The 25,605-nt window shown below is 47.5% G+C and carries 17 protein-coding genes and 1 riboswitch; of the genes, 16 read left to right on the forward strand and 1 reads right to left on the reverse strand.

Annotation, left to right across the window (positions count from 1 at the left end; genetic code table 11):
• The first annotated feature begins 469 nt into the window (after positions 1-469).
• From KQI32_RS04080 to KQI32_RS04090, 3 genes are all read left to right on the forward strand, one after another.
• Positions 470-1,909, forward strand: coding sequence for a nicotinate phosphoribosyltransferase (locus KQI32_RS04080; protein WP_177689719.1), 1,440 nt, complete (start codon positions 470-472; stop codon positions 1,907-1,909).
• A 113-nt stretch (positions 1,910-2,022) separates the two neighbouring features.
• Positions 2,023-3,408 carry an MATE family efflux transporter gene (locus KQI32_RS04085; protein ID WP_177689718.1) on the forward strand — a complete coding sequence of 462 codons (1,386 nt, stop codon included), beginning with the start codon at positions 2,023-2,025 and terminating at the stop codon, positions 3,406-3,408.
• Between the two features lies 1 nt (position 3,409).
• Entirely contained in the window at positions 3,410-3,925 is a 516-nt protein-coding gene (locus KQI32_RS04090; protein ID WP_216424076.1) for a transposase, read from the forward strand.
• 205 nt (positions 3,926-4,130) lie between these two features.
• On the opposite strand, the gene KQI32_RS04095 is transcribed toward KQI32_RS04090, so the two are convergent.
• On the reverse strand, positions 4,131-4,385 hold the full coding sequence (locus tag KQI32_RS04095) for a helix-turn-helix domain-containing protein (protein WP_216424077.1): 255 nt from the start codon (positions 4,383-4,385) through the stop codon (positions 4,131-4,133).
• A gap of 595 nt (positions 4,386-4,980) precedes the next feature.
• Here KQI32_RS04095 and KQI32_RS04100 point away from each other — a divergent pair.
• The 13 genes from KQI32_RS04100 to KQI32_RS04160 all read left to right on the forward strand — a co-directional run bounded on the left by KQI32_RS04100 (position 4,981) and on the right by KQI32_RS04160 (position 25,597).
• A complete protein-coding gene (locus KQI32_RS04100; protein ID WP_216424078.1) occupies positions 4,981-6,141 on the forward strand; it encodes an amidohydrolase in 1,161 nt (386 codons plus the stop codon).
• Positions 6,142-6,157: 16 nt separating this feature from the next.
• On the forward strand, positions 6,158-7,375 hold the full coding sequence (locus tag KQI32_RS04105; protein ID WP_216424079.1) for a 6-phosphofructokinase: 1,218 nt from the start codon (positions 6,158-6,160) through the stop codon (positions 7,373-7,375).
• Between the two features lie 238 nt (positions 7,376-7,613).
• A riboswitch (cyclic di-GMP riboswitch) is annotated at positions 7,614-7,703 on the forward strand.
• A gap of 145 nt (positions 7,704-7,848) precedes the next feature.
• Complete coding sequence (locus KQI32_RS04110; protein WP_216424080.1) at positions 7,849-9,057, forward strand: DegT/DnrJ/EryC1/StrS aminotransferase family protein; 1,209 nt, start codon at positions 7,849-7,851, stop codon at positions 9,055-9,057.
• Positions 9,058-9,062: 5 nt separating this feature from the next.
• Positions 9,063-9,698: a sugar transferase gene (locus KQI32_RS04115; protein WP_216424081.1), complete on the forward strand. Its 636-nt coding sequence runs from the start codon at positions 9,063-9,065 to the stop codon at positions 9,696-9,698.
• A complete protein-coding gene (locus tag KQI32_RS04120) occupies positions 9,695-10,438 on the forward strand; it encodes a GNAT family N-acetyltransferase (RefSeq protein WP_216424082.1) in 744 nt (247 codons plus the stop codon). The genes KQI32_RS04115 and KQI32_RS04120 overlap by 4 nt, the downstream gene beginning before the upstream one ends.
• Positions 10,435-11,661 (forward strand): glycosyltransferase family 4 protein, encoded by a 1,227-nt coding sequence (locus KQI32_RS04125; RefSeq protein ID WP_216424083.1) that lies wholly within the window; start codon positions 10,435-10,437, stop codon positions 11,659-11,661. Before KQI32_RS04120 ends, KQI32_RS04125 begins: the two co-directional genes overlap by 4 nt.
• Positions 11,662-11,687: 26 nt before the next feature.
• The gene (locus tag KQI32_RS04130) at positions 11,688-12,731 is read left to right on the forward strand and encodes a polysaccharide biosynthesis protein (protein ID WP_216424131.1); all 1,044 of its coding nucleotides are present in this window, start codon (positions 11,688-11,690) and stop codon (positions 12,729-12,731) included.
• Positions 12,728-13,888 (forward strand): capsular polysaccharide biosynthesis protein CapF, encoded by a 1,161-nt coding sequence (locus tag KQI32_RS04135; protein WP_216424084.1) that lies wholly within the window; start codon positions 12,728-12,730, stop codon positions 13,886-13,888. Before KQI32_RS04130 ends, KQI32_RS04135 begins: the two co-directional genes overlap by 4 nt.
• Complete coding sequence (wecB, locus tag KQI32_RS04140) at positions 13,885-15,027, forward strand: non-hydrolyzing UDP-N-acetylglucosamine 2-epimerase (RefSeq protein ID WP_216424085.1); 1,143 nt, start codon at positions 13,885-13,887, stop codon at positions 15,025-15,027. The genes KQI32_RS04135 and wecB overlap by 4 nt, the downstream gene beginning before the upstream one ends.
• 270 nt (positions 15,028-15,297) lie before the next feature.
• On the forward strand, positions 15,298-16,221 hold the full coding sequence (locus KQI32_RS04145; RefSeq protein ID WP_216424086.1) for an AraC family transcriptional regulator: 924 nt from the start codon (positions 15,298-15,300) through the stop codon (positions 16,219-16,221).
• Between the two features lie 44 nt (positions 16,222-16,265).
• Positions 16,266-19,940 carry an S-layer homology domain-containing protein gene (locus KQI32_RS04150; RefSeq protein WP_216424087.1) on the forward strand — a complete coding sequence of 1,225 codons (3,675 nt, stop codon included), beginning with the start codon at positions 16,266-16,268 and terminating at the stop codon, positions 19,938-19,940.
• Between the two features lie 22 nt (positions 19,941-19,962).
• Positions 19,963-22,968, forward strand: coding sequence for an S-layer homology domain-containing protein (locus tag KQI32_RS04155; protein WP_216424088.1), 3,006 nt, complete (start codon positions 19,963-19,965; stop codon positions 22,966-22,968).
• Entirely contained in the window at positions 22,961-25,597 is a 2,637-nt protein-coding gene (locus KQI32_RS04160) for an S-layer homology domain-containing protein (protein WP_216424089.1), read from the forward strand. Before KQI32_RS04155 ends, KQI32_RS04160 begins: the two co-directional genes overlap by 8 nt.
• Positions 25,598-25,605: the final 8 nt, after the last annotated feature.

Raw genomic sequence — 25,605 nt, forward strand, 5'->3', positions numbered from 1 at the left:
TCGTCAATCCGTCAGGATTATCTGCGCTTTTTCCTTGTCTTACAAAAAATTTGCTCTGTGGAAACTCTTCGACCCTGCATGCAGGAAAAATTTCGTTTTTTTGGTGCGTAAGGGTGCAGCAAGGCTGACGCCTTGCAAGACCGACAATCCGAAAAGGCGAAAGTTTAACAAGTGCAGGGCATATAGGGTTCGACTCTCTAATGCTTAAGGCGGCGGGTTCCATATCCGCAATCAGCGGGAGTGCAATCTCTCACTGATTGCGGCACTGCTATGCAGTGCCCTTGTCCTCGTTGAATGACGGGACAAGCCCTTATTGAAGTGGGGTTTCATCTTTTTAGACTTGTACCAGGTTAAAAAAGTTTCAATAATTTCAAAAATTTCAGATTTTTTTGCAAAGAGGAACGAAATTTTTTCGGATGGTTCTGAAAAAAGGAAAAAAGCCGGCGAAAACGGCAGATTGGAGCATTTTATGGCAAAGGATTTAAATCTCTCATTGCTGACGGACTTCTATGAATTTACCATGTCCCAAGGCTATTTTAACAATCATTTTAAAGACACCGAAGCAGTGTTCGATATGTTTTTCCGAAAGGTGCCGGACGAGGGCGGTTTTGCCATTATGGCCGGCTTGGAACAGCTTGTGGAATACTTGAATGATCTGAAGTTTGACGACAGTGATATCGAATACCTTCGCAGCAAGCACATTTTCAGCGAGGATTTTTTGGAGTATCTCCGAAACTTTGCATTCACCTGTGATGTTTGGGCGGTGAGGGAAGGGACGCCAATCTTCCCCAACGAGCCGATTGTGACGGTAAAGGGGCCCATCATTCAGGCGCAGCTGGTGGAGACCATGCTTTTGCTGACGGTAAACCATCAATCCTTGATTGCAACCAAGGCAAACCGGATTGTCCGTGCGGCAAACGGAAGGGCCGTCATGGAGTTCGGTTCCCGCCGGGCACAGGGAATCAACGCTGCTGTCTACGGAGCGAGAGCGGCTTATATCGCCGGCTGTGTCGGGACAAGCTGTTCGATTACGGACAAAATGTTCGGAATTCCTGCGCTGGGCACGATGGCACACAGCTGGGTGCAGAGCTTTGACAGCGAATACGAGGCGTTCAAGGCCTATGCGGAGATGTTTCCCGGTGACTGTACCTTGCTGATCGATACCTACAATGTTCTGAAATCAGGGCTTCCCAATGCGATTAAAGTGTTTAATGAAGTGCTGGTGCCGCAAGGATTTCGGCCTAAGGGCGTACGGATCGACAGTGGGGATATTGCTTACCTGTCTAAAAAAATGCGGCGAATACTGGATGAAAACGGGTTTGAGGACTGCAAGATCGTGGTATCCAATTCCCTGGATGAATATATTATTCGGGATACCTTGGTGCAGGGAGCCTGCATTGACACCTTCGGGGTCGGCGAACGGCTGATTACCTCCAAATCGGAGCCAGTATTCGGCGGCGTCTATAAACTGTCCGCGGTCTTTCAGGACGGAAAGGAAATTCCCAAAATCAAGGTCAGCGAAAATGTGATGAAGATCACCAATCCGGCTTTTAAATCCCTGTACCGGCTTTATAATAAAGACACCGGCATGGCCGTGGCGGATGTGATCACGCTGTTTGATGAGGAGATCGATGAGTCAAAGCCTTATGAACTGTTTGATCCGGAGCATACCTGGAAACGCAAAAAGGTTACCAATTTCAAAGCGGAAAAGCTGCTGGTGCAGGTGATGGACAAGGGCAGGCTGGTCTATGACTTTCCGCCTTTATCCGAGGTGAAATCTTATTGCCTGAATGAAATTGACCGTATCTGGGATGAGGTGAAACGGTTTGAAAACCCGCACAGCTATTATGTGGATTTGTCCCAGAAGCTGTGGGATATCAAACAGAAATTGCTGGTGGAAAATTCTTAACATGGCAAATGGAGCGGCGGCGCTCCTATGGAATGGGAACAAAGATATGTTGAGTGATAGAGGACAGGAGCGCTGCGCTTTTTGCCCTCTATTCTTTTGACAGGAGGAGTTTTGTGGAATTGAGAAACAGAGAACATTTTTTAAGACAGCTGATGTTGCTTGCCATACCGATTATGTTTCAAAATTTAATCAGCGTCAGCTTGAACATGGTGGATATTCTGATGATCGGGCAGCTGGGAGAGGTGAACGTCTCGGCCGCGGCTATGGCGAACCAGCCCTTTTTTATTTTTACCCTGTTTGTGTTTGGGCTCTCTTCCGGTTCCTGTGTGCTGACCTCTCAATACTGGGGCAGAAAGGATATTCACAGCATCAATAAGATCATAACCATCTCCCTTTGCTTCAGCCTGGGGCTTTCCCTGCTGTTCAGCCTGCTGGTATGCCTGTTTCCGTCGCAGGTTCTGCGCATTTATACCAATGAGGCGGATGTCATTGCGCAGGGGGCCAAGTATCTGCGGATCGTGGGTTTGTCTTATCTGTTCAATGCCTTTTCCACCACAGTGCTGTCCATTCTCCGCAGCGTGGAGAAGCTGAAAATTCAGCTTTATGTGACGGGGAGCTCGGTGGCGGTAAACGCTGTTCTCAACTATATTTTTATTTTCGGGAAGCTGGGGGCGCCGGCGATGGGGATAGAAGGCGCGGCGCTGGCCACATTGATTGCCAGAATCTATGAATTTGCCTTCACGGCGTTTTATCTTTTCCGGGTGGATTCCTTGCTTCGGTACCGGATTCAAAAATATTATAGAATGGATCGGCAAATCTTCCGGGATTTTATCCGCTATTGTCTGCCGGTTATCTTCAATGAACTGGTATGGGGCATTGGGATCTCCTTTCACAGTGCGATGATCGGCCGGCTTGGAACCGGATCCATCACAGCCTATTCCATCACCTCAACCCTGGAACGGCTGGCAACGGTCGCTGTGTACGGCTTTACAGGGGCCGCTTCCATCACGATAGGGAAACTTGCGGGAATGAGCGAGTTTGACAAGGCATACCGCTGTGCCAAAACCATATTGAAGTCCTCCGTGGTGCTGGGGCTGGTGTGCGGCGGTTTGGTGTATCTGTCTTCCCCCCTGATTTTAAAACTTTATAAAATCGATGACTCCACACGGGCCATTGCAATGCACATGATTCTGGTGATGTTTCTGATTATCACCTTCCGCGCCATCAACAATTCGGGGATCGTAGGGATTCTTCGTGCAGGAGGGGACATTAAGCGATCGCTGATGATTGATATCCTGCCGCTTATCTTCCTTTCCAATCCTGCGGGGGCTGTGTGCGCTCTTGGATTCCAGGTTTACGCGCCGGTGGTTTATCTGGTGCTGAACAGCGACCAGCTGATCAAAACCGGTTTGGTTCTTAAGCGGATTCAATCAAAGAAATGGATGAATAATCTGACCAGAACACGGGAACAAGCCGTGCAGAACGTTGAGGTGGAGTGAAATGGCAGAGTTGCCGAAAAGAAAGCCAACAAGGTTAAAAGGGTATGATTACAGTCAAAACGGCGCCTATTTTGTGACGGTATGTACAAAAAACAGAAAAGAAATTTTAGGCCAAATAATTGATGGTAATACAGGGGATGATGCGGGCGTCGTCCCAAAAATAGAATTATCCGAATACGGGGAAATTGTACATAAATATATTAGCAGAATAAAGGGAATTGAAAAATATGTAATAATGCCAAATCATGTTCATATGATTATCGCTATTCAAGCGGAAAAAGATGGGACGATGTGGGCATCGTCCCCTACGCAGTCTATACCGCAATTGATCCAATCTTTTAAAATTATGGTAACAAAAGAAATCGGATTTTCAGTATTTCAGCGTTCCTTTCACGATCACATTATCCGAAACGAACGGGATTATCAAAAAATTTGGGAGTATATTGATACCAATCCCATAAGATGGAAGGAAGATTGTTTTTATCCCGGGCAAGCAGAACGGGAACAATCATTGTAGGGGACGATGCCCACATCGTCCCGAAAAATAGTTATGTATATCAGCAGAATGAATCGTTGAATCATCCCTATTTATTAATTGTTATGGAATCAGAGCATGGCGGGACGATGTGGGCATCGTCCCCTACACGGCTGTTTTACAGGATATTATCGTAAATAAAAAACGAGTGTGTAATACACACTCGCAGTTGTCCCTATGAGGAAATTTATTTATTGTCTTCTTCCCAGTTAAACAAAGTATTAGGCTCAACACCTAATACTTTGGCAATGCCATCAATTTCAATATCATTGATGGCGCGGTTTCCGTTTTCTATTCTGGAAATAGAACCTCTGCAAAGATACACAGGAATGAGTTCTAATTTTTCTGATAAAATTTTTTGACTCATTTTCTTCTCTTTGCGAATTTTCTTAATCCGAGAACCGATGATATTCAATTTATCATATTGTTGAATCTTTTTCATAATAAAACCTCATTTTGTCTTGACAATAGGACAAAGATATTATATACTGGATTCACAAAAATCATGTCCTACTGACAGGACAAAATGAAAATTGCTTTTCAATAAGGGCTTGCCCCGTCATTCAACGAGGACAAGGGCACTGCATAGCAGTGCCGCAATCAGCGGGAGATTGCACTTCCGCTGATTGCGGATATGGAACCCGCCGCCTTAAGAGGCAGGGGACATCTTGCCCGCAGTTATATTTTTAAATATGAAAGAGATAGTATGAAAAAGTTGTTCGTTGTGTTTGGTTGTGTGTATCTATATCAAATGGGTGAAAATAATTGAGAGAGTGGTTTTCATACTATCTGAAAAAGCAGCTGTGGAAAGCTGCTTTTTTGCTGTAAGAATATTTTACTCGCTAAAATATCATGAAACGGTAGATTTTTTAATTGCCGGATGGTATAATAAAATCAATCTATCACAAAGGATAGAAGAAAATGCGCATTGCACGCTGTGCTTTGTGCTTTTTTACGGGTTTATGACTCGGCTGAATCGGTTGTTCTACTGGTTGCTGTCAACCGGAAGCTCACTACTATATAACGGAGAGGAATACATGATAATAAAAAACGGAACCATCCTGACGATGGATGGCGGAAAAATAATTGAAAAGGGTTTTATCCAGACAGAGGGAAAATTGATTTCCGCGCTGGGTGAGATGAAGGACTGTCCTGCGGATGACAAGGATGTGATTGACGCCGCCGGGCAGTTTGTTCTGCCGGGGCTGGTGGAAGCCCACTGCCATATCGGGCTGATGGAGGATGGTCTTGGATTTGAGGGAGATGACATCAACGAGGACTCGGATCCGGTTACACCGCATCTTCGGGCCATCGACGGCATCAATCCGTTTGACCATAGCTTTGAGGAAGCTTGGCGGGCAGGAGTCACAACGGTAGTGACAGGGCCGGGCAGTGCCAATGCAATGGGCGGCAGCTTTGTCGCCATGAAAACCTACGGCAAATGGGTAGACCGGATGATTTTGAAGAATCCGGCGGCGATCAAATGTGCTTTCGGGGAAAATCCGAAAAGCGTTTATCACGACAAAAACCAGTCTCCGGTGACCAGGATGGCGACTGCCGCTTTGATTCGGGAACAGCTCTCCAAGGCTAGAGAATATCTGGATGCAATGGAGAAATATGAAAACGGGGAAGAGGACTGTGAAAAACCAGAGTATGACGCGAAGTGTGAGAGTCTGCTGCCCCTTCTGCGTGGGGAAATACAGATGAAAGCCCATGCCCATCGGGCGGACGATATGATGACCGCTGTGCGGATTGCCAGGGAATTTCATTTGGACTATACCCTGGATCACTGCACGGACGGACGTCAAATCAAAGAGGAGCTGAAGGAGCTGAATGCAAAATGTTTGGTGGGGCCCTGCCTCTGCGAACGCTCCAAACCGGAACTGAAAAATTTGTCCTTTCAAACGCCGAAAGAGCTCTCCGAGATGGGAATGGATATCTCATTGATAACCGATCATCCGGTTATTCCGATTAATTATCTGCCTCTTTGTGCCACTCTGGCCTGGCGGGAAGGGATGGAATATCAAAAGGCTTTGGAGGCAATCACCATAAATCCTGCCAGAAGCGTTGGAATCGACGCCTTTGTGGGTTCGCTGAAGGAAGGGAAACACGCGGACATCGTGGTCTTTGACAAACAGCCGCTCGACATTATGGCTCATATCATGCATGTTATGATAGAAGGCAAAATCATTATCTAAAGGAGTAAGAAAAACAATGGGAAATTTACTGGTTGGGCAGTCGGGGGGACCGACTGCGGTGATCAATTCTTCGCTTGCGGGGGTTGTAAGCGCGGGATTGAGAAGCGGGCGCAAGGTCTATGGCGCTATAAACGGGATCAATGGTGTTGTTGGGGAACACATCATTTCCCTGGACAAATTCGAGGATGAAAAGATGCTTCAGCTTTTGAAGCAGACACCTTCTTCCTATCTGGGGTCCTGCAGGAAAAAGCTTCCTGCAGTGGATGAGGAGGAAGCAGTCTATGAAAAAATCTTTTCGGTTTTCCAAAAGTACGATATCGAGTATTTCCTCTATATCGGCGGAAACGATTCAATGGATACGGTAGATAAACTTTACCGCTATGCACAGAAAACAGGAAAAAATCTAAAAATTGCCGGTGTTCCGAAAACCATTGACAATGATTTGGCGGGTACCGACCATACGCCCGGCTATGGTTCCGCAGCGAAGTTTGTGGCCAATGCCGTCCGCCAGCTTACACTGGACGCAAAGGTGTACGATATCAATTCCGTGACGCTGGTGGAAATTATGGGGCGCAACGCGGGATGGCTCACCGGAGCGGCTTGTCTGGCAAGGGATAAGTACTTTCATGGGGCAGATATCGTGTGCCTGCCGGAGGTTCCCTTTGAGATGGAGGAATTTCTCAGGCAGATCGAGAGGAAGAACAAAACCTGCAAGAGCTTGATTGTAGCGATATCCGAAGGGATTAAGGACGCCAACGGCACTTATATCTGCGAATATTCCGACAAGAAATCAAATCAGGACGATCAGTTTGCACATGCTGTTCTGGGCGGTGCCGGACGCACGCTGGAACATTATATCAAAAAAAATCTGGGCTATAAAACCCGTACGGTCGAGCTCAACACTCTGCAGAGATGTTTTTCCCAGGGAGCCGCGAAAAATGATGTGGAGGAAGCTTTTCTAGCAGGTCAGAAAGCGGTGGAATGGCTGGAGAACGGAGACAACGGGTTTATGATTTGCTTTGACCGCAAAGACACCGCTTGGTATGAAATTGATTATACGCCGAAACCTGTGGCTGACATTGCAAATCTGGAGAAGAAAATGCCCCTGTCTATGATCGAGAAAGATGGCTCCGGGGTTACGGATGAATTTTTTGATTATGCACTGCCCCTGATTCAAGGGGAACCGGAATTGATTTGCAAAAATGGAATGATTTCCTTCTGTACCAGAGCTTAGGAAAGATAAACCTGTTGCAGAAAAGGGAATCCTGTACTATAATCATATTGTAAGTTTTTGTGGTACATATATGAGGATTCTTCCAAAAACAGGGGCCTGTTTCAGAGTTTGAAACAGGCCTTTGTTTTTCGCCTTCTCTTGTTTTATTACAGATTTTTCAATGAATAAATATATTGACTTTTTGAAATAAATTTGTATAATGATAATATAAGCGTGTTGTATAGGATACGCCGTCAAAATGTGATAAGAGCAGCCCTGCTGAAAAGCAGGTACGCAAAGCTATAGGGTCTAACACTCTTCTTAAGGGTTATGATAGCCAGTTACCGCAAGCCAGTCTTTCTGGGTTGCGGTTTTTTTTGAAATAGGGGGCTTCTGATAAAGTTTACAAACTCATGAAATAAAATGGAGTTTTCGATTCAGAAAGCCTTATTTAATGTGTGTGGGTTCAAGATGGTAAGGGGGTATTCATAATTATGTGTTCAGAAAGACAGATACCATTTTCTCCGCCCGATATATCAGAGGAAGAAATTCAACAGGTAATCCGTGTCCTGAAGTCCGGCTGGATTACAACCGGACCGAAAACAAAACGGTTTGAACAGAAGATAGCGGAGTTTTGCCGCACGAAGAAAGCGGTCTGTCTCAGTTCGGCGACTGCCTGTCTGGAAATGACCTTGAGAATATTGGGGATTGGCCCCGGGGATGAGGTGATCACCTCCGCTTATACATATACAGCTTCCGCAAGCGTGATTGCGCATGTGGGGGCGATACCGGTATTGGTCGACGTTGCCAAGGGTTCCTATGAAATGGACTATACGCAGCTGGAACATGCAATTACCGAACGCACAAAAGCAGTTATTCCGGTTGACTTGGCGGGAATTATGTGTGACTATGATCGGATATATGACGCTGTTTATCAAAAAAAGGAATTGTTTCATCCTCAGAATGATTTGCAGAAGGCGTTTGGAAGAGTTGTAATTATAGCTGACGCGGCGCATTCCTTTGGAGCTGCCCGTCATGGAATGCTGTCCGGTCAGGCAGCGGATTTCACGTGTTTTTCGTTCCACGCGGTCAAGAACTTGACGACAGCGGAAGGAGGGGCGGTGACCTGGCGCGGCATGTCTGGAATCGATTATGAGGAGTTATACCGTAAGTATATGCTGCTGTCCCTGCACGGACAGGACAGAGACGCGTTTTCCAAAAGAGAAGCGGATGCCTGGGAATATGATATTATATCCCTTGCCTACAAATGCAATATGACGGATGTTGCCGCTGCGATCGGGCTGGGACAGCTGGACAGATATGAAGAGATGATGAGCAGAAGAAAAAAAGTGATTGGGATATATAATGAGGGCTTGAAGGATTTAAAAGTACAGGTTTTGAACCATTTCGGCCCTGCGCACCGCTCAAACGGGCATTTGTACTTAACACGGCTTACGGATAAGAGCCGGGAGTATTGTGACATATTTATGAGGAAACTTGCCCAAAAAGGGATTTCGAGCAATGTGCATTATAAACCGCTCCCAATGCACACCGCATATAAAAATATGGGTTTCCGCATAGAAAATTATCCAAATGCATATGAAATGTTTGAAAATGAGGTCACCCTTCCGCTGAACTCCAAAATGACGGAAGATGACGCGTATTATGTGGCTGAAACGATAAAACGTATTTTAAAGGATTGAGAGTTATGTACGGAAAATATATAAAACGTGTTTTGGATATTTTGCTTTCCCTTATGGCATTGCCGTTTTTTTTCCTTCTTTTCCTTGTGCTTGCGCCGGTTATTTATGCCTCAGACAGAGGCAGCGTATTTTACAATGCGTACCGCCTTGGGAAAAACGGGAAACGATTTAAAATGTACAAATTCCGTACCATGCGCGTGAACGCGCCTGATTTGAGAAATGCGGACGGTTCCACATACAACGCTTTGGACGATCCGAGACTCACAGGAATTGGAAAATTCATCCGAAGGATAAGTGTTGACGAGGCGCCGCAGATTTTAAATGTTCTGAAGGGGGATATGAGTTTTATCGGACCTCGGCCTGATCTTCCGGAACAGTTTTCCCTCTATGTGGGAGAGGAATGCAGAAAATTGGAGGTTCGTCCGGGTATCTCAGGTCTGGCACAGGCTTATTACCGGAATTCCATTGATTGGAAACAGAGGATTGCCCTTGATATCTACTATATCGATCATATCTGTTTTTGGCTTGATGTTCGGATCTTTTTTAAGACCATTTTCAGTGTCATCAAAAGGGAGAGTGTTTTCACCGGACAACCGGAAGAGAGAGAAGAAGAAGCATCTGTATTGGAGAAAATTATATGAGTGTACTGAAAATCCAGCCCCTTGCTTGGGATACCGATTTTTTTGGCTGTCCCTGTGCGAAAGCAGTGATAAACGGGGCAATGGACGAAGAGGATATAAAGCGGCTGATTTCGGCTTCGGATCAATATCCGTTTCTGACCATTGTGAACACTGCCGATCTGCACTGTAATAACCGTATGATTGGCTCCAAGACGAAAGCTTATCTTGCGGATATCAACATTCAGTTTGAAAAGAAGATTCTCTCCGGCGGTACCGGTATAACAAGTGGTCTGAATTATGAGATTGCAGCGGATAAGCCTCGGGATGAAACCGTTTTACAAATTGCCGAGGGCGCATACTGCTATTCCAGATTTCATACGGATCCGTTTCTGAAAGCACTGAATGGAGACAATGTGCACATCAAATGGCTGGAAAATGCGTTTGATAAACCGGATAAGTATTTTCTGACAGTGAAAGAAAAGGGAAGCTGCGTCGGTTACATTTTGTTCTCCATGAATTTTGAAACCAAGAGCGCCCGGATTGAACTGATTGCGGTTTCTTCCTCTTTTCGAAGGCAGTCAATCGGAGGGGAAATGATAGGAAAACTGAAAGGTTTTTTAGCCGCCAAAGGAATGAAATTCATTCTGGTCGGTACACAGCTCAACAACACGCCTGCAGTCAATTTTTATCACAAGTGCGGCTTTTCTGAAAAATCGTTGAACAGTATTTATCATCTGTGGAATGAGGAGGAACGGGCATGAATATTTTGTATCTCTCCACGGTGTTTCCTGCCGAACAGGAAGGCGCGACAATCTATACGGATTTGGCGGAAGCCCTTCATGAGGCTGGACATCAAATGACTGTCACTGCAGCTGGCAATACCGCGGACGGTGTCACACGGATCGGCACGGAAAGGAATCTTTCGGTTCTGCGGGTGCGTACGGCGCCGTACTATAATGTGAATTTTATCCGAAAAGGAATGGCCGCCTATTTGCTTCCAAGGCAGATGATACGCGGAATCAGGAAATATATTGGAAAACAGGCATTTGATCTTATTTTATTTGAATCGCCGCCGGTTACTTTATCGAAAACGGCCGCGTGGGCAATGAAATATTTCAAATGCCCTTCTTTTTTGATGCTCAAGGATATTTTTCCGCAAAATGGGGCCGATCTCGGCTTATACCGTCCCAATGGTGTTCTCTATCGGATTTTTCGTTCTCAGGAGAAAAAGCTTTACAAATGTGCCAGTTATATTGGTTGCATGTCGGAGGCAAACCGGCAGTATCTTTTGAAGCATAATCCGCAGCTTCCGTCAGATAAACTGTCGATTTTTCCAAACACCAAAAAGCTCCGTCCGCTTGCGCCGCGTTCCGAGGAGTTTCCGCTCCGCCAAAAATATGGAATTCCTGACGACGCGGTGGTTTTTCTCTTTGGAGGCAATCTGGGAAAACCGCAGGCGCTTGACTTTTTGACGGAAACTATGATATCCTTAAAAGAAGAGAAAAAAATCTTTTTTGTCCTGGTGGGGCGCGGGAGTGAAAAGAATTCTGCAAAAATGCGGCTGGAACGGGGCGGATGCAAAAACTATGTTATGCTTGAAAATCTGCATCGTGAGGAATATGAAGCCTTTGTGCGGGAATGCGATGTGGGACTGATCCTGTTGGACTGCCGTTTTACGATTCCGAATTATCCATCCCGTATTCTGTCCTATATGGAGTTTGGCATGCCGGTGTTGGCGGCGACGGATCGGGTGACCGACATTGGGGATATGATACGTCAAAGCGGATGCGGCGCCGCGGTTTATTCCGAGGATGCGGCAACCTTTGCAGCTCAGATAAAAAGAATGGCTTGTGATGGTAAATTGCGCCGTAAAATGGGACTTGCAGGGCGCATCTATGCGGAAAAACATTTTGATGTCGCCGTATCCGTAGAAAAAATAACCGAATTTTTGGAAGAAAACAGGAAATCATCACAAATAGAATGAAAGAGGAGAGCGAGATGGCAGAATCCATGTTTCATGAAAAAACACTATTGATTACCGGGGGGACTGGTTCGTTCGGCAATGCGGTATTGAACCGTTTTTTGGATACCGATATCGGCGAGATCCGCATCTTTTCCCGGGATGAAAAAAAGCAGGATGATATGCGGCATACATACCAGGTAAAATATCCGGAATTGAGTGAAAAGATTAAGTTTTATATCGGCGACGTGCGTGATCTGGCGTCCGTCAAAAACGCGATGCACGGGGTGGATTATATTTTTCACGCTGCTGCACTAAAGCAGGTTCCCTCCTGCGAGTTTTTTCCGCTGGAAGCAGTGAAAACCAATGTGATAGGCACGGACAATGTTCTGACCGCCTCCATCGAAGAGCGGGTAAAAAAAGTAATCTGCCTGTCCACAGACAAGGCGGCTTATCCGGTGAACGCGATGGGAACCTCAAAAGCCATGATGGAAAAAGTGTTTGTGGCGAAATCCCGTACGGTATCACCGGATAAAACCTTGATCTGCGGAACTCGTTACGGCAACGTGATGTGTTCCAGAGGTTCCGTGATTCCGCTGTTTATCGAACAGATCAAAGCCGGAAAGCCGCTGACTGTGACCGATCTGAAAATGACCCGCTTTATCATGAGTCTGGAGGAAGCGGTAGAGCTGGTGCTGTTCGCCTTTGAAAACGCGCAGAGCGGGGATATCATGGTGCAGAAAGCACCCGCCTGTACCATTGGAGTGCTGGCGCGGGCGGTGAAAGAGCTGTTTCATGCGGAGAATGAAATCAAAGTCATCGGGATTCGGCACGGCGAAAAAATGTACGAGACACTTCTCACCAACGAGGAGTGCGCCCATGCAATTGACATGGGGAATTTTTATCGCGTACCTGCGGACAAGCGCAGTCTGAATTACGATAAATATTTTAAGATAGGCGATAAGGAGCGCAATTCTCTGACAGAGTTCAACTCTAATAATACAGAGCTTCTGACGGTGGAACAGGTGAAGGAAAAGCTTCTCAGCCTGAGATATATCCAAGATGAAATCGCACAGTGGGAGGAGAGACGATGAGGCTGCTGATTACCGGAGCCAAGGGCTTCGTCGGAAAAAATCTGATCGCACAGCTGCATAATATAAAAGACGGCAAGGTTAAAAAGGATGGGCTGACTTCGGAGCTCACCCTTTATGAATATGATATGGATACCAATCCCGAACTGCTCGATCTCTACACAAAGGATTGTGACTTTGTGTTCCATCTGGCGGGCGTGAACCGTCCAAAGGATGAGAACGAATTTATGGAGGGAAATTTCGGATTCACTTCAGTACTGCTTCAATCCCTGAAAAAGAATGGGAACAAAGCGCCGGTATTGATTACTTCCTCCATTCAGGCGGCCCTTGATAATCCTTACGGGCGATCCAAAAAAGCGGGAGAAGACTTGCTTTTGGATTACGGCAGGGGAAATGGGGTAAAGACGCTGGTCTACCGGCTTCCCAATGTGTTTGGAAAATGGTGCCGGCCCAATTATAACAGCGCTGTGGCGACCTTCTGCCATAATATTGCCAACGGCTTGTCCATCCAGATAAACGATCCCAATACGGATATGAAGCTGGTATATATTGACGATGTGGTGGAGGAGTTTCTCTGCGCATTGTCGGGACAGGAAAACCGAGAGGGTGATTTCTGTTCGGTTCCGGTGGTTCACGCCGTTAAACTGGGAGAAATTGCGGATTTGCTGTATTCCTTTCGGGAGAGCCGAAAGACCCTGTCTGTGCCCAAGCTGGACAACCCTTTTGAGAAGGCGCTGTACAGCACCTATTTAAGCTATCTTCCCAAAGATCAATTCAGCTATCCGCTGAAAATGAATATCGACGAACGGGGAAGCTTTACCGAGATCATCCGCACGCCGGACCGGGGACAGTTCTCCGTCAATATCTCCAAGCCTGGTATCACAAAGGGGAACCACTGGCACCACACGAAAAATGAAAAATTTGTGGTGGTCAGTGGAAAAGGGCTGATCCGGTTTCGGAAAATCGGCGGCGATGAAGTGATCGATTACCATGTCAGCGGCGAGAACATAGAAGTTGTGGATATCCCCACCGGATACACTCACAGCATCGTCAATGAGGGGGAAACCGATCTGGTGACCTTTATGTGGTGCAATGAATGCTTTGATCCGGACCGGCCGGATACTTACTTTGAAGAGGTTTCACGAGGAGAAGGAATATGAGTAAACTGAGACTGATGACCATTGTGGGAACAAGGCCGGAGATCATCCGCCTTGCCGCCGTGATCAAAAAATGCGATATCTATTTTGAACAGATTCTGGTGCACACCGGACAGAACTATGACTATGAGCTCAACCAGGTGTTTTTTGACGATCTGGGGCTCCGCGCGCCGGATTTCTATCTGGACGCGGTGGGGAACGATTTAGGCGAAACCATCGGCAATATCATTGCAAAGTCTTACCGTCTTATGGCGGAGCAGAAGCCGGACGCGCTTCTGATACTGGGCGATACCAACTCCTGCCTTTCGGCAATCAGTGCAAAGCGCCTGCACATTCCCATTTTCCATATGGAAGCGGGAAACCGCTGTTTTGACGAGTGTCTGCCGGAGGAGACCAACCGGAGGATTGTCGACCATATTTCCGATGTGAACCTGTGCTACAGCGAACATGCCCGCCGCTATTTGAATGCGGAGGGGACGGCGAGGGAAAGAACCTATGTGACCGGCTCGCCGATGGCGGAGGTGCTCCATGCCAATCTGGAAGCCATTCAAAAGAGCGATGTGCTGAACTGCCTTGGTTTGAAAAAAGGAAACTATATTCTGCTCTCCGCGCACCGGGAGGAAAACATTGACACTGAAGAAAACTTTTTCAGCCTGATGAACGCGGTAAACGCGCTGGCGGAAAAATATGATATGCCAATCCTTTACTCCTGCCATCCCAGAAGTGCGAAGTATATTGAAAAACGGAAATTTCAGTTTGACCCGAGAGTCATACAAAATAAACCGCTCGGGTTCCATGACTACAATCATCTGCAGATGAATGCGTTTGCGGTGGTTTCGGACAGCGGTACACTGCCGGAGGAAAGCAGCTTTTTCCTGTCGGCAGGTCATCCGTTTCCGGCGGTCTGTATCCGAACGAGTACCGAACGGCCGGAGGCGATGGACAAAGGCAACTTTATTCTGGCCGGAATCACGCGGGAACAGGTACTCCAAGCCGTGGACACGGCAGTGGAAATGAATCAAAACAGGGATTACGGTATCCCTGTTCCCGACTATACGGATGAAAATGTATCGGTGAAGGTTGTGAAGCTGATTCAAAGCTATACGGGAGTCGTAAACAGAATGGTCTGGAGAAAGGATTAAAAAATAAGGCTGATAATTGAGGCGTTTTTGTCACGGTTATCAGCTTTTTTTGATAGCCGGCTGCGCACACGGAGCCACTTTCCTTTGTCTGATATCACTGAAATCTCTGTTTGCTTTTTGGGAAATAGTATGCAGTATCCTCAAAAATAGCAATCATTGTACAACAGTACCGCATATTATGACAAAGACAAAAAAGGAGTATTTTGATAAAATAAAAGAAAAGAATAGTGGTTTCATGGCGATAGGAAACAGAAAAGGAACTGAGGTGCTATGGAAGAGATATTCAATTTCAAGAAGCAATATAAAGGGAAATTGCATTTTAATAATTGTTACACGGAAAATCAGGACATCTCTGACGAGATAACATTAATTCAAATCGGCGATCTTTTCTGCGAGGGTGACAGGTTCATTGAAAAGCATGAGCAAATCTGCTATGAGATCAGCCTGGTTATTTCAGGGTACGGTACGTTCTGCACAAACGATCAAAGCTATAAGGTCAAGCAGGGAGATATTTATTTGAATGTGCCTGGAGAATTTCACTCGGGAAAGGCAGATGCAAGCGAACCTTTCCGCTATTTTTATCTGGGATTTGATTTTAATGAAAAATCACTGCACAACGATCTGCTTTGTAAAATCAAACAGGCTTTTGACAGGGTTGTTTACCCGATTGCGAGGGATACCATTGGGATGGAATACCCTTTCGTCAAATTCTTTTCCGAGATTATAGAGAACAATGAGTGCTCCAAAGAAATGATGAAGATGTTTTTGAAACAGATTGTTATAATGGCGTATCGAAGCTTTTCCGGAAATTCTTCGACTCCTTATTTGCCTGAAAATGAACGGGATGCGGGAAACAAGATTGTCTATAAAGTGATTCATTATCTCGAAAACAATATCGAGGGAATTCAGAATCTTCCTTTGATTGCGGAGAAGCTTGGATACAGCTATTTTTATATCTCTCATCTTTTCGCGAACAAAACCGGAAGATCCTTGCAGGAATATTACAATGAAATCCGTTTTGAGAAAGCAAAAGATTTTATACAAAAGGATCAGATGAGTTTTACACAGATTGCCGAGAAATTAAATTATGGATCCATCCATTCTTTTTCCAGGGCATTTAAAAAAATGGCCGGCTATTCCCCTTCGGAATTCAAACGATTGCAGGAACAATCGCTGGAGAAGCCGGAGACATAACAAAGATATCAGGAATGATATACAATAAATAGGAGGTATGTGAAATGTATGTGAAAAAAACATTGCGGGTTTCCCTGTGCTGTTTGCTGATATGTGCTCTTTGTATGGGCGCGGTTCCAGCTCTCGCAGTGGAAGTTCTGCCGTCAGAGGAAGGGGAAGTGTTATTTTCTGACGACTTTGAAGGGTATGAGGCGGGGACTGTAGTTCCCGGATCGTCCAACGTGTATGTCTACGGGACAACCAACTGGTCCGGCGTAGCGGAGGACAAGACAATGGTTGTATACGACGGTGCGACCGATAACAAGGTTGTGAAATTTTATAACACCACGGATACGACCGTCAGTGTAGACATGTTAAAGTCTCTTAACACAGCGGCGGATCCCACCGACTTTCGGATCGATTTTGATTTGAAAACCATGGGAAACAATATTTATTGTTTTTTACAGGAATACGGTTTTTTGACAAACGATGTGCTGGTCAATCTGATTGAAAACAAAGTGCAGGGGCAATATGTAACCACTAACGGTTCCAAAGCTTATCAGGATTTGATGAACTACGAATATATGCAGTGGAACCACTTTACCATTTTGTGCGACGTACAGGCGAATCAGATGAAGCTGTTTGTCAATGACGAGTTCGTTGCAGAGAAAATAATCTATGCGAAACCGCCGAATCCCCATGTTTTGCGCGTGATTAAATTCCGTGCTGACCTTTCAAAGGGAAAGGAGGTATATTTGGACAATGTAAGAGTGACCAGAATCAAAACCAGCTATACCGGAACGGATACCCCCGGGCAAGGCCAGGACGAGGATGACGGACAGCCGCTGACCACCGGGCCTTCCTTCACAGTGCCGGTGGATCTGGGAGGCGTTGTGCGTCTTGGCTCTGCCATGAAAGCAGCGTACGGCTATGACGCAGACGGAAATCCGGAGGTCTATTTTGTCGCATCCGGCGCACCCGGTACCTTCTGTGTGGTCGATGCGGAGACAGGAGAGCTGAAATCCTCCAAGCCGATCCCGGGGATCACCAGAGCGTGGGCTGTCGCGAAGGGACCCAATGATCTGATTTATTTTGCCGGGACAAACGACGGGAAATTACATAGCTATAATCCCATCACCAAAGAATATGAGGATTTGGGCGTTGTGTCCCCGACCCATAAGTTTCTTTGGCATATCGTTCCCGCAAGCGGCAACAAGCTGATCATTGCGGGCTATGCCAGCAAGCAGGACGGTCACGCCATTGAATACGATATTTCGTCAAAGACCTATACGGATCTCGGCGTGATGAAGGAAGGCGCGGACTATGTGCAGGGCTTGTACGCTACGGATAAATATCTGTATGCCGGCTGCGGCGGTAACGTTAACGTGCAGGCGCTGATTCAGTACAATCGCGAAACGGGAGAGAAAATAGAACTTCCACAGAATACAAGGGAATCCGGAGGTACGTTCATTTCCAGGGTTTCTGTCGCAAACGGCAAGATATTTGTCGCTTTCAGCACAACGGTTTATGTCATTGACGAGGAAACCTTCGAGACGGTGGATCAGTTTAAAATTCAGACGGCAGGCGGATATTACGCGATTTCTCCACCATCTCCGGTAAATCCAAGCCTGATTTATTTCGTGGCGGGAAATAAAGTATACAGTTATAACACCGATACAAAAGAAAAACAGGAGATTGGGACTGTCCCTGAAAACGTTATGGGCTCCAGCCATATCGGCTTCGACTGGCTGAAGCTGCGCGACGGCAGATGGGCATTGATGTGGATGAATGGTGAAATGCTCAACAGCTATATCGTTCCGGAGGAGGGGGTTCTCCATCCGGTGCCGACCGATTTCGGTACGACGGAGGCAGGCTCCTTTGTCACACCGACCGCTATCCGCTGCTCGGAGGACGATATCATCTATATCAGCGGAAACGAGGGTTCCACCAGCGCTTATGACATCAAAACCGGAAAGATTCTGTTTAACATTCCGAATTTCCGTCAGATCGAAGGCTTGGGTATCTGGAAAGGAAAGGTTTATTACGGAACGTATACAGGCTCTGCCTTTTACCGGTATGATCCGAATAAACCAGTCAACTACTTAAAGGGCGATCCGGCGGGGAATCCCGGATTAATCTATGACGAGAATGACGGGCAGGATCGGCCTTTTGTCGTAGAACCTGCGGGTGACATGCTTCTGTTTGGTACCATTGCGTCTTATGGAAAGCATGACGGAGCGATCTTTGTCTACACCGAGGACGAGCAGGGAAATCCGAATACCAAAGCCTATGTAGGAGCGATCAAAAACCAGGGGATTTCCGGTTTGGCGTATAAGGACGGCAAAATTTATGCAAGTTCGACCATTGTCGGCGGTCTCGGAGACGATCCGATTGAATCGCAGGCAAAAGTAGCCGTGCTGGACGCACAGACCGGCGAGGTGCTGAAAGAGGTTGTGCCGGATATTCCGAAAGTGGGGACTACTTCCGTCGTCATCGGGCGGATGAGCTTCGGTCCCGACGGGCTTTTGTGGGCGGTATCCGACAAGGATGGAACCATCTTTGCCATGGATCCGGATACGTTAAAGGTTGTGAAGAGCAAATCTCTCTATCCCGGTGCTTCTCAGGGAAGTAAGTTTGTCGGGCATGAAATTCTGTGGGGAGATGACGGAACCATGTATACTACCGCCGGCAGAAAGATAACGGCAGTCAATGTCGAGACAATGGAATCCAAAACCCTCTACAAAGGACCGAGAGACATCATGTATCTGTGCCGTGACAGCGAGGGCAATCTGTATTACCAGAACGGAACTTCGCTGGCTCGCTTGCCCATGAATCAGCGGCAGCGGCTGCGCGCTATCATTGAAAAAGCGGATAAAATGAAACAAGGCGATGCGGATGAAGCGCAGTGGAGTGCTTTCACCGAAGCGCTGACTAAAGCGAAAGCGATCACTGCAGAGACGGATATCGAAGAGGTGAAAGCGGCGTCCAAAGCGGTTGTAAATGCGATGAAAGCAGTAAACGGCGAGGAAGTCCCTAAGGAAGATAACACGCCGTCCGATCCGCAGCCTACCACGAAACCGTCTGAAGGAACAGGAAACAGCGGATCTGGAAGCGGCGGTTCTTCCGGGCAGGGAGGAACGGGCGGAACAGGCGGAACAACCCCAACCACACCTCCTGCAACCGGTGAAAATCAGGGAGAGAAAACCCCGGCGTTTACGGACATGGCCGGCTTTGAATGGGCGAATGAGGCTGTGGAAGCTTTAGCGGAAAAAGGTGTTTTACAGGGGAAAGCGGAAAAACGGTTTGCACCCGGCGATCCTGTGACCCGCGCAGAATTTGTAAAGATTGTGACGGAGGGTTTTGAGATTAAGGCAAACACCGATAAGAATCCATTTCAAGATATTCAGAGCACGGATTGGTTTTACCGCTCTGTGCTGGCGGCAAACGAAAATGGGATTGTTTCCGGCGTGGAGGAGAATCTGTTTGCACCGGAGGAGCAGATTACACGCGAGATGGCGGCTGTGATACTCCGGCGCGTCTGCGGACTTAGAGAAATCGAATTGCCGCAGTCGAAGGATGATTTCACCGATTACGCTTCCATTTCCGATTATGCGAAGGAAGCGGTGGCACTGCTGTACGGCTCCGGCAAGATCAAGGGTGTCGGGGACGGACAGTTCGCCCCGAAACAGAATTTGACCAGAGCGGAGGCCGCACAGCTGATATACAATATCATGCAGTAAATCCGGATGGAGGAGGAGAAGAATGAAATTTTTCAAAAAGGGAACAGCCGTTCTGCTCAGCACACTGATCGTTCTGTCCTGTTTGACAGTGTTTCCGGTGCTGGCGGAAAATCCGGCATTTACCTATTACTATGATGAAGACTATGTCAAGAATTATGAACCGGATGAAACCGAGATTCACGTGCTGAAAGGAAGTCTGGATCCAAAATATTTGAATGCGCTCAACAAAGGGACGGCCGGCAACTGTTTCCGGTATGTCGATGAAACCGGCAACGGAATGCTCCGAATGACCTGCACGGCGGGGTCAGGAACCAACAATGTGGAAGTCAATAAAATTTTCACACCGCCCGGCAAACCGAAAATGGTTCTGGAATTTCGGTACAGACGCCTGAATCCCAGTGCGACCAACAGCCTTACCTATCACGGTGAGGCGGGAGGCACCCCGTTCTGCTTGATCAAGAAAATAGCTGGCACCAACATGGACGGCATTTATGACAAAAACGGCGGAACACTCTTGGGAACCGCTCCGATCAATGAATGGAACACCATCACGGTGGTCTATGACAACCAGGAGGCAAAGAGGACGATTCTGCTGAACGGAGAGATTGTCGGTTCTGATATCCCGGGGAACGGATACGCCACCTCCGGCAGTTTCCGTCTGCGTATGCTGGGAAATATTCAGTGGGGAGGAACCTCCTTTATTGACATTGATTACATGAAAATTTATGAGTATCCTACGGTCAGAAATACGGAGATCAACAACCCGGAGAACTCCGAGGTGAAGGAACTGAGCATCAATCTAAGCTGTATCGCGGATTTGAATACCGTGAAGCCGGGATCCTTCTCTTTGGAGGGGACTGACGCTGTTGTGACAGAGGTTAAACAGAGCGTGCTCAATCCCTATGACTTTACGCTGATTCTGGATAAACCGCTGGATTACGAGACGAAATATACGCTGAAAGGCGTCGGCTTGCGGGATATTGACAATCTGGAGATCCCCTGCCAAAAATCCTTTACGACGAGAAAAGCTTATCTCTATGCCGAACAGATGAAGCTGAGCGACGGCACAGACGAAATCCAGTGGCTTCAGCCCGGCACTTTCCAATATCAGGCGAATGTAAAGAATGAAACCGCCGGCGAGGAGACAATCGCTCTGTACGCGGCGTATTACAGTGCGCAGAATGAGCTGAAAAAGTTGGCTCAGCACCCAGTGAGCATGACAGCGGGCAGTGAAAAGACGGAGCGTACGGAAGTGACAGTGGACAGCGATATTGCAGACGGAGAAAATCTCAGTTTGTTTGCATGGAAAGCAGAGGGACTGCCGATTCCGGTTTCCTCAGTGGTTTCCTATGGAAATACGGAAAAGAGCTCTTCCGCTTATCAGATGCAGGTTCCGGCTTATGAAGGGACCTGGGAGGTTTCCACTCAGGTGGATACGGACACCTCCATGATCACCGTCGCAATTGACACCAAAGAGCCGGATGTTGTCCGGGAAGCGGCCGTTCTTGTAAGAAGACAGGGAAAAGAAGGGGAAGCGGAAGCGGCTCCCTCCTTTGCGGCACAGAAAAAGACAACAGACGGAAAAGCGGAATTTGTCTTTCAGATGGAAGGCGAGAGCGGAATCTATGAAGTACGCAGCGGCGTAAACGGTGCTGCGGATGTCCAGACCGATGCGATCCGATATTATACCGCGGACTATATTCAGAATGGATTGGATCGCTTCAACGCGGCGGAGAATGCCCAGACAGCAGATGAGTTGATCTCGGGATATCAGGAATCGTTCGGGATGGATGCCTCTGCATATGATCTGCTGTCTCCGGAAGGAAAAGCGACTGCCTGCGAAGCGTTGATCGCGATGCGCGGCAGCTTGCCGGAACAGAAGTTTCAGAGCGTCAACCAGCTGAATGAAATATTCGGTTACGCCTGTGTGCTGGGAAAAATTTATGACAAGAAGGATGTCGGCGCTATTCTGGACGGCTATCATGAAATCTTTGGGTTTGATCCGGCGGTTTATGAGGTTTACAGCAAGGTGATTTCCGACCGTGCAAAAACAGAGACGCAAAGCAGACTGGGCGGTGTGAAATATACGGTTCCGGAAACATTGGCGGAGGACTTTGCAAAACAGACGATCTTAAGCGGCTTTTCCTGTTCTGAAAACTATAAACAGACCAAAAAGCTGATCACCTCCATGGATGAGCAAATCGGTTTGTCCCTCACGGAATACAATCGCTTAAAAGATACGGATCCCGTTGATATCGGAATGACGGGAAAGCAGTTTTCCGATTTCACGGAACTGAAAACCAAGTTTGACGCGCTGGTGACGCAGGCGAAGAAAGAGGAAAACAGTCAATCGGGCTCCGGCGGAAGACCGTCTTCCGGCGGCTCTTCCGGCGGTGGAACGATTGTCGACTTCGGTCCCTCTGCCACGCCAACGCCCGTGCCGACCTCCTCGCCGGAACCGGCAGACACACCGGCATTTGACGATATGCAGGGCTATGATTGGGCGCAGGAAGCGGTGAATGCGCTTTATAAAAAGGGCGTGGTCAAAGGGCAGGCGGAAGGAAAATATGTTCCGCAGAATCTGGTAACCCGAGCAGAGTTTGTGAAAATGCTGGTTCTCGCGTTCGATCTCAACAACGGCGAGAAGGAGATTCCCTTTGAGGATGTCGGGGAAAACGACTGGTTCCGGGATTATGTGGCGATTGCTTATCACAGCGGAATTGTCAGCGGAACCGATAAAACCGTTTTCAGCCCGCAGGAACCGCTTACCCGTGAGATGGCCGCTGCAATGCTCTACAAAACGGCACAGCGGAAGGGAACCTCCCTGAATGAGCGTTCCGAGCAGTTTGCGGATATGAATCTGGTTTCCGGTTATGCCTATGACGCGGTTGCCGCTCTGAGCGCGGCGGGCATTCTTTCCGGCTATGAGGATGGTACGGTAAGGCCGCAGGACTTCTGTGACAGAGCCCAGGCCGCTCAGCTGGTCTATCAGCTTATGGGAATAGAAGGGGATGAGAAGGATGCGTAATATTCGGAAAATGATTGGGCTGTTTTTGGCCTTTGCGATGTTTTGGCAGGTGTTCCCCGCTTTTGCGGAGGATACCGGTGCAGAGAATACGGAAAAATATATTCAAAACATACAGCTGCTTGTGCGGCTGGGCTTCTGCGATGTGAAAGACGAGGCAGTCAGCGGGGAAAACAAGGTAACCCGTGCGGATTTCAGCACGCTGTTGGTAAAGATGATGAATATGGATATAGCGCTCTCCGGCGGAGAAGCTTTTGCAGATGTGCCGGCTTCCCACAGCGCCGCGTCAGCGATTGAGATCCTCAGTCAGCTGGGAATCCTGAACGGTTCAGAGGGGCTGTTCCGGCCGGGGGATGAGATTACTTATGCGGAAGCGGTCGCCGCTTTTGTGAAAGCTTTGGGATACGGACAGCTTGCCCAGTACTCCGGCGGATATCCCAGCGGTTATTTCTCGGTTGCCAATGAGAAGGGCATGTTAAAAGGGCTGAAGATTGCGCAGAGCGAGACCGTTACCTTAGGTCAGCTGGCGCTTCTCTCTTCCAATTTTCTGGAGACCGATCTGTTTCAGGTGATCCGTGTGGGAAGCGATGGCTCTGTTTCCAGACAGGAAGTGAAAGGGCAGAATGTATTGTCCCAGTATCACGGGATTTATACCTTAAAGGATGTGGTCAACGGAAATGAACATACGCTGCTGAACAAGCCGGAGGGACTCCCGCAGGGCTATGTGAAAGTCGGGAATCTTCTGCTGAAAGCAAACGGCACGGATATCGGGGAACGCCTCGGCTATAAGGTTAAGGTCTATTACAATCAGGCGGAGGAAACCGTTGTTTGCTATCAGGAACTGGAGGACAACAGGGCTGTCACTGTCACCTCCGCACAGATGGTTGGCTATGAAAACGGAAGTCTTCTTTATGAGAACAATGACAAGGATTACAAACTGAAAATTTCTCCTGCCGCAAATATTATATATAACGGCAAGGCGATTGAGGAATTTGACAAGGGACTGTATCAGATTAAGGATGGTACGGTCACCTGTATTGAAAACAATGACAGCGGCAGCTATAACATTGTGATCATCACGGATTACGAAACCTTCATTGTGGATAAAATCAGCACCGACAATGAGGTGATTCAGCTGAAATACAACGCTTCCCCCATTTCGGTCCGGGACATTGACGACTGTATCATTTATGATCAGGACGGCAGGAAGATCGATGTGTCTTATCTGCTGGAATGGAATGTGCTGAGTGTTCTTCAAAGCAAGGATGGGAAGCTTTGCCGGATCTACCGCTCCAACAGCAAGAAGGTCGGAGCGATCCATGAAATTTTTCTGGATTCCAAAGAGGGATATATCACGCTGGATACCGGCGACCGCTTTGCGATCACCAAAGACTTTACCGATCGCTATCCCGCTTTGAAGACTGGCTCTTTCGGCGTCTTTCTCTTAAACACAAACGGAAAAGCAGCCGGTTATAAGCCGAAAAACGGCAGTGAGAGCGGTTATGCTTATCTGCTTGGAATGATGAAGGAGGATACTTTTTCCGATTTCTTAAACGTGAAGCTGTTTACCGATCAGGACGAAATGAGGATTGTGAAAACTGGTGAGAAGATCACGGTGGACGGCACGAGAGACAAAACGCTCTCCGCTGTAAGCGGATTTTTCGATTCGGAGCGAAATGCTTTAAAAGAACGGCAGATGATTCGGTACGAGATCAATGAAAACGGTGTTTTGACCACCATTGATACCGTCGCGAGAAACGGCGGGGAGGACAGCGCCAATACGCTGACGCAGCTGACAAAAACGGTAGGGCGCGATGAGGTTAAGGATTTTTCCATGAAGTATTATCTCTCCACCACCCAGTTTGACGGCGAGGTATTCTTATCTTCGGACTGCAAGGTGTTCATGCTGCCGGAGGGTGATATCGCCGCGGCTGCCGACGACGATTTTTCCATTGTCAAGCCCAGCGCTCTGACAAACGGGCAAACCTATTCGTTCACGGCGTATAAGCTGACGGATTCTGAGCTGGAGGCCTCGGCAATCATGCTTCAGGGAACCGCGGCGAATAGTTTCGGAACCTATGAAGTTTGCAGTCTGATTGAAAAGATTGTGACAGCGGTCAATGAAAAGGGCGATATTGTCCACAAGGTAACCTACTGGTATCAGGGAGTTAAGAGGACTGCCTTCACGAAGGACGGCGAGCTGTTTGCGGATATCACACCGGGAGACGTCATGTTCCTCGGAAAGAATGCAAAGGGTGAGATTTCCTACTTTGACCTTCTGTTCGACTATTCCGAACAGAAGAATATAAAGGGAGATCCAGCGCCGGCTTACGGAGCAGGACGGGATTATGTCTACGGATATATCTGCAGCGTATATAAAAATGTTTACACGGTCACCAAGGAAGATCCCGCAGCCATACCGCCGGAAAATCTGGCGGCGGAGGAAAAGGGTCATCGGCTGGCAAAGAGCATGTATGTCTTTGATGACACAAAGGGTGACAATAAAGTGCGGCTCGGCAACTATGGAGATCTGATGGGCTATAAGCAGAATCCGAAGGAATACTATAAAGTATTTATCTTCCAGCTTTATGCTTACGACTATGACGCGGTGATTTACAAATGCACGGATTAGGAGAATGC

Source organism: Acetivibrio sp. MSJd-27 (assembly GCF_018918095.1).
Lineage (GTDB): Bacteria > Bacillota > Clostridia > UMGS1840 > HGM11507 > HGM11507.

Coding starts and splice junctions, on each gene's coding strand:
- KQI32_RS04095 (WP_216424077.1), bottom strand. CDS start 4,385: ATGAAAAAGATTCAACAATATGATAAATTGAATATCATCGGTTCTCGG.
- wecB (WP_216424085.1), top strand. CDS start 13,885: ATGAGTAAACTGAGACTGATGACCATTGTGGGAACAAGGCCGGAGATC.
- KQI32_RS04100 (WP_216424078.1), top strand. CDS start 4,981: ATGATAATAAAAAACGGAACCATCCTGACGATGGATGGCGGAAAAATA.
- KQI32_RS04160 (WP_216424089.1), top strand. CDS start 22,961: ATGCGTAATATTCGGAAAATGATTGGGCTGTTTTTGGCCTTTGCGATG.
- KQI32_RS04150 (WP_216424087.1), top strand. CDS start 16,266: ATGTATGTGAAAAAAACATTGCGGGTTTCCCTGTGCTGTTTGCTGATA.
- KQI32_RS04155 (WP_216424088.1), top strand. CDS start 19,963: ATGAAATTTTTCAAAAAGGGAACAGCCGTTCTGCTCAGCACACTGATC.
- KQI32_RS04120 (WP_216424082.1), top strand. CDS start 9,695: ATGAGTGTACTGAAAATCCAGCCCCTTGCTTGGGATACCGATTTTTTT.
- KQI32_RS04130 (WP_216424131.1), top strand. CDS start 11,688: ATGTTTCATGAAAAAACACTATTGATTACCGGGGGGACTGGTTCGTTC.
- KQI32_RS04110 (WP_216424080.1), top strand. CDS start 7,849: ATGTGTTCAGAAAGACAGATACCATTTTCTCCGCCCGATATATCAGAG.
- KQI32_RS04145 (WP_216424086.1), top strand. CDS start 15,298: ATGGAAGAGATATTCAATTTCAAGAAGCAATATAAAGGGAAATTGCAT.
- KQI32_RS04080 (WP_177689719.1), top strand. CDS start 470: ATGGCAAAGGATTTAAATCTCTCATTGCTGACGGACTTCTATGAATTT.
- KQI32_RS04115 (WP_216424081.1), top strand. CDS start 9,063: ATGTACGGAAAATATATAAAACGTGTTTTGGATATTTTGCTTTCCCTT.
- KQI32_RS04105 (WP_216424079.1), top strand. CDS start 6,158: ATGGGAAATTTACTGGTTGGGCAGTCGGGGGGACCGACTGCGGTGATC.
- KQI32_RS04090 (WP_216424076.1), top strand. CDS start 3,410: ATGGCAGAGTTGCCGAAAAGAAAGCCAACAAGGTTAAAAGGGTATGAT.
- KQI32_RS04125 (WP_216424083.1), top strand. CDS start 10,435: ATGAATATTTTGTATCTCTCCACGGTGTTTCCTGCCGAACAGGAAGGC.
- KQI32_RS04135 (WP_216424084.1), top strand. CDS start 12,728: ATGAGGCTGCTGATTACCGGAGCCAAGGGCTTCGTCGGAAAAAATCTG.